Origin of the sequence: Lancefieldella parvula (assembly GCF_963547875.1) — a bacterium.
Taxonomy (GTDB): domain Bacteria; phylum Actinomycetota; class Coriobacteriia; order Coriobacteriales; family Atopobiaceae; genus Lancefieldella; species Lancefieldella parvula_D.
This window is the reverse complement of sequence record NZ_CAUUSI010000005.1, coordinates 54,226-70,253: the sequence shown is the minus strand read 5'-3', so window position 1 is coordinate 70,253 and position 16,028 is coordinate 54,226. Positions and strand designations below refer to the sequence as shown.

Here is a 16,028-nt window from a genome sequence, read left to right as displayed (position 1 = left end):
GCGAGAAACACAATCTGTCTGTATCGTGAGATAGTTAAGAGGGAGGGAAGCATGAACAAAGACGCACGTACATCTCAAGGCTTGTTTATCACGCTTGAAGGTGTTGATGGCTGTGGTAAGTCAACACAAGCTTCTCTTCTGCGAGAAGATCTTGAAGCTCTTGGCTTTGATGTGGTCTTTGTTCGTGAGCCCGGTGGAACTGCTATTTCTGAGCAGATTAGAGGCGTGGTACTTAATCCAGAAAACGGCATGATGTGCGATGAGTGTGAGCTGTTGCTCTATGAAGCAAGTCGTGCCCAGCTGGTGGGAGAGGTTATCCGACCAGCTCTAGCTGCGGGCAAAGTTGTCTTGTGTGATCGCTTCTATGACTCCACCTTTGCCTATCAAGCAGCTGGTCGCGGTCTTGACACAGACCTCGTGCACCGTGCAAATCGCTTGGGAAGCTGTGGGGTTTCTCCTGATAGAACCCTTGTCTTTATGCTTGAGCCAACGGTTGCTCATGCGCGTGCTACGCAAAATGACGCCGATAGACTAGAAGCAGAAGGTGTTGCCTTCCAGGAGCGAGTTTTTGCTGGTTATAAGCAACTTCTGCAAAATGAGCCAGAGCGTGTAAAAGCTGTAGATGCAGATGGCACAATTGATGAGGTTCGCGCACGTACTCGTCAGCTGTTAGCAGATCTTATTCCTGGTATTTGTGAGCTTGGTGAGTGACGCGTTTATGACTCAAGAGAGCACACATACTACTCATAGCACCTATCCACTTCCTCAGGCACTTACCCGTCTTCAGGATCAACCTCAAGTTCAAAATCTGCTTGCACGCGCACTTCATGAGCACAAGCTTGGCCACGCCTATCTGTTTGTAGGAGCTCCTGGCTCTGGAAAAGGTCTTGCAGCCAAAGCTCTGGCGCAGTGTGTTCTCTGTGCTCAGGACGGTGACGCTGCCTGTGACGACTGCATTCGTATTTCTCGCGGTACTCACCCTGACGTGCACGTACTTACCCCAGCCTCCGCAAATGGCTACCTCATTGAGCAGATCCGTCAGCTCATCGCTGATGTTAGTCTGGCGCCTATGCGCTCAACTCATAAGATTTACGTGATTGACCGCGCTGATTTGCTCAGAGAAAATTCTGCAAATGCACTGCTCAAAACTATTGAAGAGCCACCTGCAGACACCATCTTTATTTTGTCTGCACGTTCTTCTTCTGCGGTGCTTCCCACCATTGTTTCTCGCTGTCAGGTAATTGCGTTTAGAACACTCACTGACGCTGCTGCTAAAGCCGCTATTATGCGAGAGATTTCCGCCACAGAGCAGGAAGCTCGTATTGCGCTTGCAGCAACAGGAACCCCTGGTAGAGCTGTGGAGTTTTTGCAGTCTTCTACGCGGAAAAACATTCGCAGACAGCTCATTGATGTTTTTGGCAATCTGCTCAGAAATGACTCATGGGATGTGCTTACTTCCGCAAAAGAGCTGATAGAAGCTGCAAAAATTCCTTTAGGTGACGTAAGACGTGCCCAAGAAGAGGCGCTTGCCCAAAACGAGGACTTTCTTACCAGCGCTGCGTTAAAGCAGGTTGAAGCTGCCAATAAGCGAGAACTCACAGCGCGCGAGCGTTCGGGTATCATAGAAATGTTGGCAATTCTGGAATCGCTTCTTCGCGACGTGCTTTTGTGTTGCGAGGCAGTTGATGAAGAAATAGTAAATACGGATGCAGCAGGCATTATCGACCGCGTTGCATCTCAAACTCATACCCAGGGTGTTCTTGGGGCTTTAGCTGCTGTGCAAGAGGCTCAATACAACCTGGACCGCTCTGTTTCTCCCCAGCTAACCCTTGAGGTTATGCTGCTGCATATCAAGGAGGCACTTACATGCCCACCGTTGTCCCGGTGAAATTTGAATACGCCGCGCGCGACCTTTGGTTTGATCCAAAGGAGTCCGGCGTTCTTGAAGGCGACCACGTCATTTGTCAGACCGAGCGCGGTCTAGAGATTGGTCTTGCTGTTGCTGATTCTCGTGAGATTTCGCAGGAAGAGTTTGAGTACAAGACAAACAAAGCCGAGCTCAAAGACGTAGTTCGTGTAGCAACAGAAGAGGACCTTGCTCGCGCAGAAGAGCTTGCCGCTAAGGGCGAGGCTGCGCTTCCTGTATTCAGGAAGTTTGCTGTTCAAGAAGAACTTGAGATGAAGCCTATTGGCGTCGAATACCTTTTTGATGGCGAGAAGGTCGTGTGTTACTTCTCGGCTGATGATCGCGTGGACTTTAGGCAGCTTGTGCGTGAGCTTTCTCATGAGCTTCACGAGCGCATTGATATGCGTCAGATTGGCGTCAGAGAAGAAGTAGCGGTTATTGGCGGTTATGGTCACTGCGGACAAGAACTCTGCTGTAGAAGGTTTGGCCTTTCTTTTGAGCCAGTTTCTATTCGCATGGCAAAAGAGCAGGATTTGCCTCTGAACTCCACCAAGATTTCCGGTGCTTGTGGTCGCTTAATGTGCTGCTTGCGCTATGAGTTTGAAGCGTATCGTGACTTTAAAAACCGTGCTCCAAAGCGCAACGCTGTTATTGAGACTCCTTTGGGCATGGCAAAAATTGTTGAGTACAACACACCAAAAGAAGAGATTGCTCTTCGCCTTGAGAGTGGCAAGGTAGTTCGCATTCCTCTTGCTGATATGGATGCCTCTCCTGCAGCACAGCAGAAGTCGGAAGACCTGGGTTGTTCTTGCAGGCCAGACAGCGTTTCTCGCGCTGCTCTTGAGCGTCTTGAATCCGTTGAGGTTCAGATGGCTCTGGCAGAGCTTGATAGAGCAAACGGCCTCATTGTTGATGAAGAGCCAGAGATTAATCCAGACCTCTTTGTTACTGAGGCTCCAAGGCGCAAGCGTGAGCGCTCTGAGCAGAGCTCTGCAAATAGGCAAGAAAACGCTAAGAATTCTGGTGCAAGAAATGCCCGAGAAGAGCAGGGCGCTCAAAGTTCTTCTCGCACCCGTCGTGTAAGAACTTCAAAGAATGCTCAGGTCAACCCTGGTTCCAGTACTTTTGATGCTTCAACAGATACGCTTCGTCGTACCCGCCGCCGTCATCACGCAACAGAAGAGGGCACTGCACATACTCAGGCTCCTCAGAAGAATGAGCAGGGTACAGCTCCTGCACAGAAGCAGTCTCAGGGTAAGCGTTTTAGAAGGACAGATGCTCCTCAGGCACAACAGAAAGCTGATGAGGCACAGGCACCAGTTCGTGCAAAAAGGACTCGTCGTCCAGGTGATAGGGCGGGCATGAAGACCCAGAGCGCTCCACAGAATACTTCTGGTTCTAACGGTGCGCCTACCGCTGCATCTAGAGACACTCAGCCACAAAACGCTGCACGTCGTAGACATAGAAGAGCTGGACGCGATGATCGCGGTCGCGGCTCGAAGGACAACGAGTAATGTATACGCTTAAGACCGAATACGCCTTTGACTCAGCGCATTTTCTCACAAACTACTACGGTAAGTGCGAGAACCTCCATGGCCATCGTTGGCACGTAACCGCTTGTATTTCTGCTGCAGAGCTTGGTGAGTCTGGCACAGAAAAAGATATGGTTATGGACTTTGGTGTCTTTAAACGCAAAGTTCGTGCTCTGTGTGATTCTCTTGACCATACGTTTTTGATTGAAGAAGGTTCTCTTTCTGAAAAGACGTTGGCCTGTCTTAAAGAAGAGGGTTTCTCGCTCACTATTTTGCCGTTTAGAACAACAGCAGAAAACTTGGCTAAGTATCTCTTTGAGCAACTTGAGACAGAAGGTTTGCCCGTCTCTTCTGTTGAGGTTGATGAGACCCCCAACAATTGCGCCATATATTCAAAAAATATGAAGTAACCTGTTGTTTTTTAAAGCTTGTGCGAGCAACGTAACCTCGATGGGTATACTCTACGTATGTAGAGGTTTTATCTTTTGGCGAGGTGGAATTTCATGGCTCACGGAGCGTTGCGGGGTGTCAATTTAACCGGTTGGCTTACGCTTGAACCGTGGGTAACTCCTGAGCCGTTTGCGCGCACAGGCTGCGTTGATGAGGCTCAGCTCATTAAAGCGCTGGGCGTTGAGGACTACCACAATCTTGTTAAAGCGCATCGTTCTTCATTTATCCAGAGTTCTGACTTTGTCAGCATTGCCGCTCGTGGTTTTAATGCGGTAAGAATTTCTGTGCCTTGGTACGTTTTTGATGAAGAAGCTGCTGGTACTCCATATGTTAGCTGCATTACCGAGCTTGATAGAGCTCTTGAATGGGCAGAAGAACTTTGCCTGCACGTTATTTTTGTACTGGCAGTAAATCCAGGTTTGCCTGATGGCTTGAATGACCAGCCAGGAGGTGCTCCGCGTACTAGAATTTCTGGGGAGAAGTCGCTTTCTATTCTGCATAAGCTTGCCCTTCACTACGCTCACCGCAGCGGCTTTTATGGCATTGAGGTAGCCGATGAGGTTAAGCCTCGTGTGCGCAAGGGCTTTAAGCTCACAGATGGTATTCCTGGTCACTCGCTTAGAAACTATTATCGCCGTGCTTATGAGACCATTAGATCTGTGGCAGGAGAAGAGCCTGTGGTCATTCTCCCAGATGGTGGCTGGCCTCAGGGATTTAGGCGTTTTATGAGCCAGCAGGCCTATCAAAACGTTTGGCTTGACGCTCACCTTGATAAACCCTGCGAGGGAATTGATTGCTCGGGTCCTCGCGGTGTACAGCAGCTTATTGATAAAAACGAAGCGTATTTGAAGACTTCTGCTTCAGGCGGTCTGCCAGTCATGGTGGGTAAATGGTCAGCATCACTTCCAAGCATTGACGGCGCTATGACGGCAGAGGGAAGAATTGCGCTTGAGCGCATTTACACTTCAGGCCAGCTCAAAGTGTACAATACGTGTCCTGCATGGTTCTTCCAGACCTGGAAGACCTCCGCATTTTTGGCTGCATGGGACGCACGCGTTGCACTTGCAACGTTTGAGAGGGGAATGCTCGAGTAATGACAGAATCTACTCTTTTAGCAGGTAAACTGTCTATTGTGGGCACGCCTATTGGTAACCTTTCGGACGCGTCACCACGCGTTAAAGAAACGCTTGCAGCAGCGGATGTCATTTTATGTGAGGACACGCGCGTGACCTCAAAGCTCCTCTCGGCATTTGACATTCATGTGCCGCTTCAGCGCTGTGATCAAAATATTATTGAGTCGCAAATTGAGCCAACGCTTGAGAGGCTTCGTGCTGGTCAGCGTGTTGCGTTTGTGTCAGATGCGGGTATGCCGGGCATCTCTGACCCGGGTCAGCATTTGGTTGATGCGGCGCTTTCAGAAGGACTTGCAACAGAGGTTATTCCGGGCCCTTCTGCGGTGACCTGTGCGCTTGTTGCATCAGGCCTGGCAAGTGACCATTTCTTTTTTGAAGGCTTTTTGCCCAGAAAGCACGGACAGATTGTTCAGCGCTTGCAACAGCTCGCGGCAATTCCTGGCACCATTGTGCTGTATGAGTCTCCGTTTAGGGTGCTTGCAACGGTTGAGGCCATAGCCGAGGTGTTTTCTACCAGGCAAGTAGCTCTTGTCAGAGAGCTCACTAAGCTGCACGAAGAAGTAGTGCGCGACGTGGCTCCTTGCCTTGTTGAGACACTTGCTGCAAAAGAGAACCTTAAAGGCGAATGTGTTTTGGTTATCGCAGCTCCTACAGAAGAAGAGCTTGCCTCTGCATCGTCGCAGGCAGCGGGCGAGTCTCAGCTCTCGCTTGAAGACGCAATAGAGGTAGGTCTTGCTTCGGGTATCAGAAAATCAGCACTGGCCAAAGAGCTTGCTCAGAAGTTTGATATTGCGCGCGATGAGGCATACCAGGCAATTCTTGCTCACGAGGCATAATCACCATACCAACACAAAGAACGCCCAGCATTTGCTCTATACTGGATAAGTTATTGCAACTTATACAAAGGGAGTCATTATGCCCGAGGCCAAGCCGTCATACTTTATTACCACCCCAATTTACTACGTCAACGCAAAGCCACACCTAGGAACTGCGTACTGCACCCTGCTTTGCGATATCCAGGCTCGCTTTAGACGCGCTGCCGGCTACGACGTCTTCTTCCTTACCGGTATGGACGAGCATGGCGAGAAGGTCGCTCTTGCTGCAGCTGATCACGGTTTGTCTCCACAGGCATGGTGTGACTCGCAGGTTCCTTTCTTCAAGGGACTCTATGAAGAGCTGAATATCTCATATGACGATTTCATCCGTACTACCGATGAGCGCCACGTAAAAGCAGTCCAGTATCTGTGGGAGCGCATGCGTGAGGCAGGCTTCATCTACAAGGGATCCTATGATGGCTGGTACTGCATTCACGAGGAGACCTTCTTCACCGAGACCCAGGTAGAGAAGGCAGATGAAGAGGCCGGTTGCAAGGGTGCACACCTCTGCCCAGATTGCCATCGTGAACTTGAGCGTGTCTCTGAGGAGTCTTGGTTCTTCAAGCTTTCCGCATTCCAGGACAAGCTGCTTGAGCTGTATGCTGAGCACCCAGATTTCATTGAGCCAGACTTCCGCGCCAACGAGGTACGAAGCTTTGTTGAGTCTGGCCTTCAGGATATTTCTGTATCCCGTACCAGCTTTGACTGGGGTGTTCCAGTTCCTTTTGATGAGTCTCACGTAACCTACGTCTGGTTTGATGCTCTTCTTAACTACTACACCGCTGTTGGTTACGGTGATGACAGCCCAGAGGCTGCTGCCATGAGAAAGCGTTTCTGGCCAGCTCAGATGCACGTTGTTGGTAAGGACATCATTCGCTTCCACTGCGTCATTTGGCCTGCAATGCTTATGGCTCTTGGTGAGGCAGTTCCTGAGCACATCTTTGCTCACGGCTTCCTTAACGTCCGCAACTCTGAGACCGGCGTTGTTGAGAAGATGAGTAAATCTCGCGGAAACGCCATTGCACCTAAGGACGTTTTGGACCTGCTGGGTGTTGAGGGCTACCGCTACTACTTTATGACCGACGTCACTCCTGGTGAGGACTCTGGCATTTCCTTCGAGCGCATGGAGCAGGTCTATAACGCTGATCTGGCAAATAGCTGGGGTAACTTGGTTTCTCGCGCCCTTAATATGAGCGATAAGTACTTTGAGGGCGTCACTCCAACTTTTGATGGTTCTTCTGTTGCTGCAGACCATCCTCTGCGCAAGCTGGCTGAGGGCATCTATGACCGCTACGCTGCTTGCATGGAGAAGATGGACTACGTGGGCGCTAAGAACATCATCATGGAGCTTGTCCACGCGGCTAACCACTACATTGAGGACGCTGCTCCTTGGACGGTGGCAAAAGACCCAGAGCGCGCATCAGAGCTTGCAGAGATTATCTATACGCTGCTTGAGTCTATCCGCATTTGCGCACATCTCTTTATGCCATTCATGCCTACCACATCCGCAGAGGTTCTGCACCGTATGAGCCTTGATGAGGCTGAGATTACCTCTACCGATACCTGCAGCGAGTGCGTATGGGGCAAGCTTCAGGGTGGCCTGGCTGTCTCTAAGGGAGACGCTCTGTTCCCACGTCTTGCAAGCAAGTAATCGTGTCGGAGCACGCATCGCATCAGACATCGTGGCTTGCTAATCAGCACGCCACTAAAGAAACGCTGGAACGCTTTGGCCTTGCCACCAAATACAGGCTGGGCCAAAATTTCCTGGTACAAGACCATATTATCGAGAAGATCGTCCATCTTGCAGAGGTTCAGCCTACTGACGTGGTTGTTGAGGTTGGACCCGGTCTGGGTACCCTTACAGTTGCCTTGCTCGACCGCGCCCGTGCGGTTTGCTCGCTTGAAGCAGACTCCGAGCTGGAGCAAGTCTTAGCGGTAACCTGCAAAGAGCCTCATCCAGACTCGTTTGCGCTGGTTATGGGAGACGCTCTGGCAATTACGCCGCAGAAGCTTGCTGAGGCCTACAGTGCACTTCCTGCCGTTACCCAGAGCGCGGTCCCGGTTGCTCCGATGCCAACTAAGTTTGTATCCAATCTGCCGTATCAGGTGGCAGCTACGCTGATCCTCAAGTTCTTCCAGGAGCTTCCTTCGCTTGAGCGGGCGGTAGTCATGGTGCAGGCTGAGGTAGCCGACAGAATTGCTGCCAAGCCTTCTACCAAGGCATATGGTGCTTACACCGCAAAGCTGTCTTTATTTGCGCAGGTTACTGGCAGATTTGAAGTGGGCCCTGGCAACTTTATGCCTCCACCACGCGTCAACTCTGCTGTGGTCCGTCTTGATCGCACCCAGGCGAGAAACCCGCTGACCTCCAAGCTTCTTTCTGAAGAAGAGCTCTTGCATACCATGAGCGTCATTGACGCCGCCTTTGCACAGCGTAGAAAGACCATTCGTAATTCAATGAGCGCCTCTGGTTTTGATAAAGATAAGCTAGACCAGGCGTTTCTCGCCACAGGAATTGCGCCTACGGCGCGTGCAGAAGTTTTGACCAGCCAAGACTTTATTTGTCTTGCGGCTGCTTTGGAGCCTTTGAGTGAGTAAGAAAAAGCATCATCTACCAGCAGAAGAAGTGGAAGCACTTTCGTTTTCTGACGGTCAGCTATTCCATGATATTTACGGTACGCCTCGCCCAGCGCCGCGTGTTTTGGCTCCTGTTGCCGATACTCATGGTCATTTGGGCAGCCTCCACGAGCACAGCGCTGCAGAGTCTCTTGCTCGCGCTGCTGCGGCAGGTGTGCGCATGCTTATTGTACCCGTAGACATTGCAACGGAGTTCCCTCGTAAGTGGGCAGATACCAGCACTTTTATTGCATGGTTTGAGGATACTTTGAACCAGGCTCGCCAGGCTTATACAAAGCTGGCTGAGGCAGATCTCTGCGTACCCTGCGATTTACCTGCAGAGTATTTGTTTGAGCACACGTATTTTGTGGTTGGCGCGCATCCTTATAGTGCACCAGATTACAACCAAGAAGCTGAACAGCGCTTGTTTGAGTTGCTTGAGCACCCTCTTTGCGTCGGCGTGGGAGAGATTGGCCTTGATTTTGGACCGTACTGCGAGGTTCCAGAAGAGGTCCAGCGTCAAGCATTTGAGCGTCAACTCTTAATTGCACATGAACACAATCAACGCGTTGAGTTGCACTTGCGTGATGGTGCTGATGACACGCACGCTCATGATTTGGCGTTTGAAATACTAAATCGTATGGGTGTGCCTAAGGCAGGCTGTGACCTGCATTGCTACACCGACGGTCCTGAGGTCATGAAGCCTTTTGCAGACCTTGGTTGCTTTGTTGCCTTTGGTGGTGCGGCAACGTTTAAGCGCTCTGATGATATTCGAGCTGCAATGATTTCCTGTCCAGAGGCGCAACTGATTTCAGAGACCGATTTCCCCTATATGGCCCCAGAGCCTTTGCGCGGAGGGGAGTGCACGCCAGCGATGGTGGTGCACACGGTTGAGCGCTTGGCGGAGCTTCGTTGGCAGCGACTTGATATCCCCAAAGAGAAGACGTATACCATACTGTGGGAAAACGCCCAGCGCTTTGTAGGACTTGCATAGCACAGTAGGAGGTGAGCACATATGACAAAAATCCTGGTAGTAGAGGATGACCATCAGATTCAGCAAGAGTTGGTGCTCCTGCTACAAAGAAACGGCTTTGAGGCCCAGGCTCTCACGTCTTTTGAGTCTGCACCTCAACAAATTGTTGCTGCTCATCCAGACCTGGTTCTGTTGGACCTTAACCTCCCAGGTATTGACGGACAACAGATTTGTCGAGAAGTACGACAGCTCTCAAACGTTCCCATCATTGTAGTTACCAGCAGAAACACGGATCTTGATGAGCTTATGGTGCTCTCGTTAGGAGCAGACGATTTTATCGCCAAGCCGTACAATACCCAGATTTTGCTTATGCACATTACTTCGGTTTTGAGGCGTGCAAATAGCGATGTCACAACAGGAACAAAGCTTTCACATGCAGGTGTGACGCTTGATTCTTCTTCCTGCAAAGTTTCTGCAAATCAGAAGAGCGTCGAGCTGACCAAAAACGAGCTCAGAATACTTTCACTTTTGATGCAAAACGCGGGAACGGTTGTTTCTCGCCAGCGTATTCAAGAAGAACTGTGGCAGTCGGACGAGTTTGTTGATGACAATACGTTGACGGTAAACATTAGCCACCTCAGAAATACTCTTGCAAGCATTGGCGTTGAGGACTTTGTCATGACACGCCGCGGGCTTGGCTACGTTATTGAGTAGGCTGCTATGTCGTTTCTCAAGTATCTCAAAAATCGAACTATTTTCTTTCTTGCGCTTATAGCTAGCAGCACGTTGATTGGCTTTATGCTTAAAGGTGTTGGACTTAACGTGTTTGCTATTGCCTACTGTATTCTGGTTTTATGGGTAGTGGGAACAGCTGCACTATTAGCCGATTATTTTCATCGTCGTTGGTTTTACCAGCAGCTTGCTGAGAATTTAGCAGCAACTGATAAAGAGAGCTATCTGGTTCCTACCATGCTGGATACGCCTTCAACGCTGGAAGAACATCTTTTTAAAGACGCACTTTCAAGCATGTCCAAGTCTATGATGGATCAGCTTGCCGATGAGCATATGCGATCAAAGGAATATCGCGAGTACATTGAGATGTGGGTGCATGAGATTAAGACTCCCATCGCTGCAGCTCATTTGGTTGCTCAGAATAATCCATCGCTACCTATGGATGACGTGCAAACGCAACTTACCAAGATTGAAACTCTGGTAGAGCAAGCGCTCTTTTATGCACGCAGCGCATCTGTAGATCGAGATTTTTCTATTCGAGACGTCAATTTGCAGTCCATCGTAAAAGATGCTCTTAAAAACAACGCACGCGTCTTCATTGACGCTGGTGTTTCTCCGCATTTTGATGACTTGGCCCACGTGGTCAAGGCTGACCCAAAATGGCTTGAATTTATTTTGCGACAGCTCCTCATTAACGCTGCAAAGTATTCAAATCCAGAGCTTGCACCTGGCGAGAAGAACGTTTGGATTTCTGCCTCTGTCTCAGAGCCACGTGAGGGAACTACTTCAACCACTCTCTTCATTAAGGATAATGGCATTGGTATTCCTGAAGAGGATCTTTCTCGAATTTTTGATAAGGGTTTTACCGGTCAAAATGGTCGCAAGTACGCAAAATCTACCGGTATGGGTCTCTATCTCTGCTATGAACTCTGTAATAAGATGGGCCTTAAGCTGGCTGTGAGCAGTACCATTGGTAAAGGTTCAACTTTTTCTATTACGTTTAATCAGTCCTTCACTGACTTGCGATAAAAGCATAGCTTACAGAGTGAGCTCCCACAATTCATCCGTTTGAGGATCGCTTCCTACTGGGAAGGTATGCTGACTAAAGCGCGTGAATCCCCAATGTGAATAAAATGCCTTAGCAGGCTCATTGTGTTCCCAAACACCCAGCCACACGCGCTTCTTTCCCTTCTCTTTTGCTAAATCAAGGGCAAATTTCATGAGCTTTGATCCAAGGTGCAGGCCTTTGTAGTGCGGAAGAATATAGAGGCGCTCAATTTCAAGTGAGTCATCGCGCTGCCCCTCGGTTTGCTCATAACGTGTATTGAGCTTCAGGTAGCCAGCTACCTGGTCTTCTACCTCAACAAAATAGAAATATGAGTGTTTAGCAGCAAACTCACGGGCAAGCTTTTCTGTGTTGTAGAGCGAGTCCATGCAACTTGCTAAGTCATCTGCTGTATTTGAGTCAATAAAGGTATCTACAAATGTCTCTACGCTAAGCTTCTGCAGCGAGCGCAAATCGGTTGCTTCAAGAGGTCGAATAGACACAGTAGCATCATCAATGCTGACCGCATTTCTCGCCTGACGATATGCATCAAGGTCAAGGGAGAGCAAATGGTGGAGGACGCCAAAGTGATCAAGCACCTTAGAAGATGCCTGCGTAAACCCAGCACGCTCATAGAAAGGCTGAGCTTTAAGTTGTGACTCAACTAACACCTTGGAGGCATCGCTTTCTTGCGCCAGGTAATCAAGGGTATCGTGCAGTAGCTTTGAGCCAATGCCAGCACCTTTGTTACTGACGCATACACGACCAATAAGAGGGGAGTTGTAGGACTGTCCTGCATCAATGATGCGCAAATATGCAGCAACCGAGTCAGTATCCTGATAAAAGATATGGGTAGAAACTTGATCAACGTTATCAAGATCGTTGTACATAATCTGCTGATCAACAATAAACGTTTCTGCTCTTAGAGAAAGAATTTGATATAACTCTTTAGCGGTAAGCTGCCCAAATCTTTTAATTACCAACTGCATAGCATGCCCCTCCCGTATGCTTGATAGTGATATTTTGACACATCAAAGTGAGAAAAGCGTAAGGTTTCCGTAAGGTCAATCGATGGCAAGGTAAACGGTAGTGAGGGAGTATATATCTCAAGATTTACTCGCTCCCAATGAAAGGACGCAACATGGCAGCTACTCAAACAGCTCCAACTCAGCCAACTGTTGTGGCTGGACAATCTTCAGCACTTACCCCACACACCGTTTTGGTTTGCCAAAACCTCGAGAAGTATTATGGAACTCGTGGAAATATCACTAAGGCGCTGGACGGCATTAATCTTTCTGTTGCTCGTGGTGAGTTCATTGCCATCATGGGACCTTCTGGCTCTGGTAAAACCACGCTTTTGAACTGCATTTCTACCATTGACCAGGCATCTGCGGGCCACATCTTTATTGATGACCAGGAGCTTTCCAGCTTGCGCGGCGCAGAGCTTTCTGCCTTTAGGCGTGACCGCCTGGGCTTTATTTTCCAGGACGCAAACTTGCTTGATAGCCTTACCGCTCGCGAGAATATCGCACTCTCACTAACCATTGGTCACGTCCGCGCTCAGGAAGTTTTGGAGCGCGTAGAAAACGTTGCCAAGCTGCTTCAGATTACCGAGGTACTTGATAAGTTCCCTTACGAGATGTCCGGCGGCCAACGTCAGCGCGTTGCTGCTGCTCGAGCAATTGTTACCAACCCTTCGTTGGTTCTGGCGGATGAGCCTACTGGCGCTCTGGATTCAAAGAACGCTCGTACACTTCTGGAGAGCCTTGAGAACCTCAATCGTAATGGCGCAACTATTGCCATGGTCACTCATGATTCATACGCAGCTTCTTACGCTCATCGCGTTATTTTCATTAAAGATGGTCGCATCTTTAATGAGATAGTTCGTGGCGAGAAGCCCCGTAAGCAGTTCTTTGATCAGATTATGGACGTTGTTTCATTCCTGGGAGGAGAGGGTGCTGATGTACAGTAAAATCGCGCTTGGTAACGTCAAGAAATCACTGCGCGATTTCAGCATTTACTTTCTGACATTGGCAGTAGGCGTTGCACTGTTTTATTCCTTCAATTCAATCACTCAGCAGTCCATGGTGTTGGATCTTTCTGAAGACCAGAGACGCATTGTTCAGCTCTTAAGTAATACCATCTCTGGAGTAAGCGTTTTTCTCGCCGTTATTATGGGATTTCTTGTTGTCTACGCTAATCAATTTCTGATTCGCCGTAGAAAAAAAGAATTTGGTATGTACCAGATACTGGGTATGACCAAGAGAAATGTCTCTAAGATTATGAGTATTGAGACACTGCTTGTTGGTTTTCTCGCCCTGGTAGTTGGACTTGTTGCAGGTATTTTTATCTCTCAATTTATGATGTTTGCAACGGCCCACATGTTCAACACGACTCTTGATTCATTTAAATTTGTGTTTTCGCAAACTGCACTGATTCAAACGGTTATTTACTTTGTAGTTATGTTTGTGGTTGCGCTGATTTTTAACGTCACCACGGTGTCCCGCTACAAGCTTATTGACCTTCTTAACGCAGACAAAGTAACTCAGACCGTTAAGGTAAGGAATCTTACTGTCTCAGTGCTGCTCTTCCTGGCCTCTCTTGGAATCATTGCTTATTCCTATACTCTGCTTCAGCACAATGGTTTAAAACAGATAGATGACGAGTTTGCCATGGCTACTGCTTTGGTATCTGTGGGCACAGCACTCTTTTTCTTCTCAATCTCTGGTTTTTTGCTCAGATTTATGCAGATGCAGAAGGGCTTCTACTACAAGGGTCTTCACTCATTTATCCTGCGTCAGTTTAATGCCCGCGTTAATACTGCTTGGGTTTCCATCTCTTTAGTCTGCGCTATGCTCTTTGTGGCAGTCTGTGGACTTGGTACGGGTTTCTCGCTTGTTGACTCTATGAATGCCAGCTTCTCTAAGCTCAAAACGTACGATGTTTCTGTATCAATTATTCCAGGCTCAGAGCGCAGTTATACCCCTGGTCCAGCAGATTCGTACGACTACCTTGCTGTAGTGCAGAAGCTAGATCCAGAGTGGGACAAAACTATCAAAAACGCCTTCCAGGTAGATACGTACTACGCTCAAAGTGATCCAACAACGCCTAGTTTTACGTATGGCTCTATTGATGCTGTAACAGGCAAGCGCTTTAGTGATTACTTTACCGGCTATAGTGGCCAGGAAGATCCTGCTCAGAAAAACGTAACTTTGATGCGAGCTTCTCAGTACAACAAACTGCGCGTTGCATCTGGGCTTGAGCCTGTTGACTTTGGTACTGACGGCTATATGGTTTGGACGCTAGATACTAATCTCACAAAATACTGGCAGGATTCTCTTGCAAACAATCCCGAGCTCACCATTGAGGGCCACAAGCTTCATGCTGTTGGCGGAACGCTCGACATTGCGCAGACACAAGGCGGTCCTGCACTTATGCCAGCAGCTGGAATTGTGGTTGTTGCTGATCAAAGTTTCCCTTCAAGCACCGTTTTGACCAACTCTTATATCTTAGGTAACTACCAAACTCCAGGTGATGCTACTGAAGCTCAGTTCCGAAATCAGATGAAGCAGTACTTTGACGATGGTGGCCTAACTGGCAACGATTCCGACCCATATTCTTTAATGTTTGTGGTCACTGCTTCTCAGTACATTCAATCTACTGTTGGACTCTCTGGTATTGTGACGTATTTGGCACTGTATATTGGTTTGGTACTCTTCATTGCGTGCGCTGCTATTCTGGCACTTCAACAGCTCTCCGAGGCATCTGACAATGCTCGTGCGTATCAAGTTCTTGCAGAGCTTGGTGCCGAGAAGGGCCTTGCAAGTCGCGCGCTCTTTGTTCAGATTGGTGTGTACTTCCTGTTCCCACTGCTTATGGCAGCTGCGCACGCTACTTGTGCGATGTCCATTATGGTTTCTGTCATTAAGTCGATTGGCAACTTTGATGTAGCTAGCAGCATTGGTGGAGTAGTTGCAGTAGTTGCTGCTTTGTATGGCGGATACTTCCTGGTTACCTTTTTTGCTGCACGTTCGATCATCTTTAGAGGTGCCAAGAGAATGCAGTAAGTTGCGTCGCCGTGTTGTAAATTCGTGAAAGAAGGACGGATGTTCCTCTGTGGAGCATTCGTCCTTCTCGCTTAGGTAAAATGGAAACGTTATGTCAGATGGTATCTGTGCAGAGCACATACTCAAGGAGGCATCATGGGTCTTTGGTCAAAGGTTAAAAATGTGTTTGTTCCTTCTAATGGAACAGAGCAGCCTCAAAAGGCTACATTTGCTACCAGGGAAGACACTATCTATGCACCAGTTTCTGGTGTCCTGGTAAGCGTACAAGAGGTTCACGATGAGGTAATCTCAAGCGGTCTCTTTGGCCAGGGCTATGGTATTTTGCCTGTTGGTCTTGATTGCGTCTATGCTCCTTGCAATGCTCGCGTTACTGCAACTAACGTAACCAATCACTCAATTGGCCTTACCACTGATACTGGTATTGAGATTTTGATTCACATTGGTGTTGGCACCATCGAGATGAACGGTAAGGGTTTTACCCGTTACGTTCACGCTAACGATGAGGTCAAGGCCGGTACTCCACTGATTTCATTTGATGCCGCTGCTATTGAAGAAGCAGGATATGAGAACGTGGTAGTTGTTACCGTTGTTAATGCAGATCAGTATGAGCGCATTGATCTTATTGGTGAGTCCGGAACACTGATTGGTGGTCGTCCACTGGTTAAGATTGGTGATCCTCTGATGTGCGTCAAGCACTAG

General features: G+C 48.7%; 15 protein-coding genes. 14 read left to right on the top strand and 1 reads right to left on the bottom strand.

The genetic code is table 11. The annotated features are described in order from the left end of the window. Positions 1-51 precede the first annotated feature (51 nt). From tmk to RWJ96_RS03340, 11 genes are all read left to right on the top strand, one after another. On the top strand, positions 52-711 hold the full coding sequence (gene tmk, locus RWJ96_RS03390; RefSeq protein ID WP_313993909.1) for a dTMP kinase: 660 nt from the start codon (positions 52-54) through the stop codon (positions 709-711). Further along, positions 704-1,888 (top strand): DNA polymerase III subunit delta', encoded by a 1,185-nt coding sequence (gene holB, locus RWJ96_RS03385; protein ID WP_314018935.1) that lies wholly within the window; start codon positions 704-706, stop codon positions 1,886-1,888. The genes tmk and holB overlap by 8 nt, the downstream gene beginning before the upstream one ends. Beyond that, on the top strand, positions 1,867-3,420 hold the full coding sequence (gene ricT, locus RWJ96_RS03380) for a regulatory iron-sulfur-containing complex subunit RicT (protein ID WP_314018934.1): 1,554 nt from the start codon (positions 1,867-1,869) through the stop codon (positions 3,418-3,420). Before holB ends, ricT begins: the two co-directional genes overlap by 22 nt. Next, positions 3,420-3,848, top strand: a complete 429-nt coding sequence (locus RWJ96_RS03375; RefSeq protein ID WP_314018933.1) for a 6-carboxytetrahydropterin synthase — start codon at positions 3,420-3,422, stop codon at positions 3,846-3,848. Before ricT ends, RWJ96_RS03375 begins: the two co-directional genes overlap by 1 nt. 93 nt (positions 3,849-3,941) lie before the next feature. Beyond that, the gene (locus tag RWJ96_RS03370; RefSeq protein WP_314018931.1) at positions 3,942-4,982 is read left to right on the top strand and encodes a cellulase family glycosylhydrolase; all 1,041 of its coding nucleotides are present in this window, start codon (positions 3,942-3,944) and stop codon (positions 4,980-4,982) included. After that, positions 4,982-5,857, top strand: coding sequence for a 16S rRNA (cytidine(1402)-2'-O)-methyltransferase (gene rsmI / locus RWJ96_RS03365; RefSeq protein ID WP_314018929.1), 876 nt, complete (start codon positions 4,982-4,984; stop codon positions 5,855-5,857). The genes RWJ96_RS03370 and rsmI overlap by 1 nt, the downstream gene beginning before the upstream one ends. 79 nt (positions 5,858-5,936) lie before the next feature. Next, positions 5,937-7,547: a methionine--tRNA ligase gene (metG, locus tag RWJ96_RS03360; protein ID WP_314018928.1), complete on the top strand. Its 1,611-nt coding sequence runs from the start codon at positions 5,937-5,939 to the stop codon at positions 7,545-7,547. A gap of 2 nt (positions 7,548-7,549) precedes the next feature. Continuing rightward, on the top strand, positions 7,550-8,494 hold the full coding sequence (rsmA, locus tag RWJ96_RS03355; RefSeq protein WP_314018927.1) for a 16S rRNA (adenine(1518)-N(6)/adenine(1519)-N(6))-dimethyltransferase RsmA: 945 nt from the start codon (positions 7,550-7,552) through the stop codon (positions 8,492-8,494). Next, positions 8,487-9,506 (top strand): TatD family hydrolase, encoded by a 1,020-nt coding sequence (locus RWJ96_RS03350; protein ID WP_314018925.1) that lies wholly within the window; start codon positions 8,487-8,489, stop codon positions 9,504-9,506. Before rsmA ends, RWJ96_RS03350 begins: the two co-directional genes overlap by 8 nt. A 21-nt stretch (positions 9,507-9,527) precedes the next feature. Beyond that, positions 9,528-10,199, top strand: coding sequence for a response regulator transcription factor (locus tag RWJ96_RS03345; protein WP_314018924.1), 672 nt, complete (start codon positions 9,528-9,530; stop codon positions 10,197-10,199). 6 nt (positions 10,200-10,205) lie between these two features. After that, positions 10,206-11,246, top strand: a complete 1,041-nt coding sequence (locus tag RWJ96_RS03340; RefSeq protein ID WP_314018923.1) for a sensor histidine kinase — start codon at positions 10,206-10,208, stop codon at positions 11,244-11,246. A gap of 9 nt (positions 11,247-11,255) precedes the next feature. Here RWJ96_RS03340 and RWJ96_RS03335 read toward each other — a convergent pair whose 3' ends face one another. Further along, positions 11,256-12,251 carry a GNAT family N-acetyltransferase gene (locus RWJ96_RS03335; protein ID WP_314018922.1) on the bottom strand — a complete coding sequence of 332 codons (996 nt, stop codon included), beginning with the start codon at positions 12,249-12,251 and terminating at the stop codon, positions 11,256-11,258. Between the two features lie 152 nt (positions 12,252-12,403). Here RWJ96_RS03335 and RWJ96_RS03330 point away from each other — a divergent pair, with 152 nt between their 5' ends. The 3 genes from RWJ96_RS03330 (at position 12,404) to RWJ96_RS03320 (ending at position 16,028) form a co-directional block, all read left to right on the top strand. Further along, the gene (locus RWJ96_RS03330) at positions 12,404-13,234 is read left to right on the top strand and encodes an ABC transporter ATP-binding protein (protein ID WP_314018921.1); all 831 of its coding nucleotides are present in this window, start codon (positions 12,404-12,406) and stop codon (positions 13,232-13,234) included. Beyond that, entirely contained in the window at positions 13,224-15,329 is a 2,106-nt protein-coding gene (locus RWJ96_RS03325) for an ABC transporter permease (protein WP_314018920.1), read from the top strand. The genes RWJ96_RS03330 and RWJ96_RS03325 overlap by 11 nt, the downstream gene beginning before the upstream one ends. 135 nt (positions 15,330-15,464) lie before the next feature. Then, positions 15,465-16,028: a PTS glucose transporter subunit IIA gene (locus RWJ96_RS03320; RefSeq protein ID WP_035435711.1), complete on the top strand. Its 564-nt coding sequence runs from the start codon at positions 15,465-15,467 to the stop codon at positions 16,026-16,028.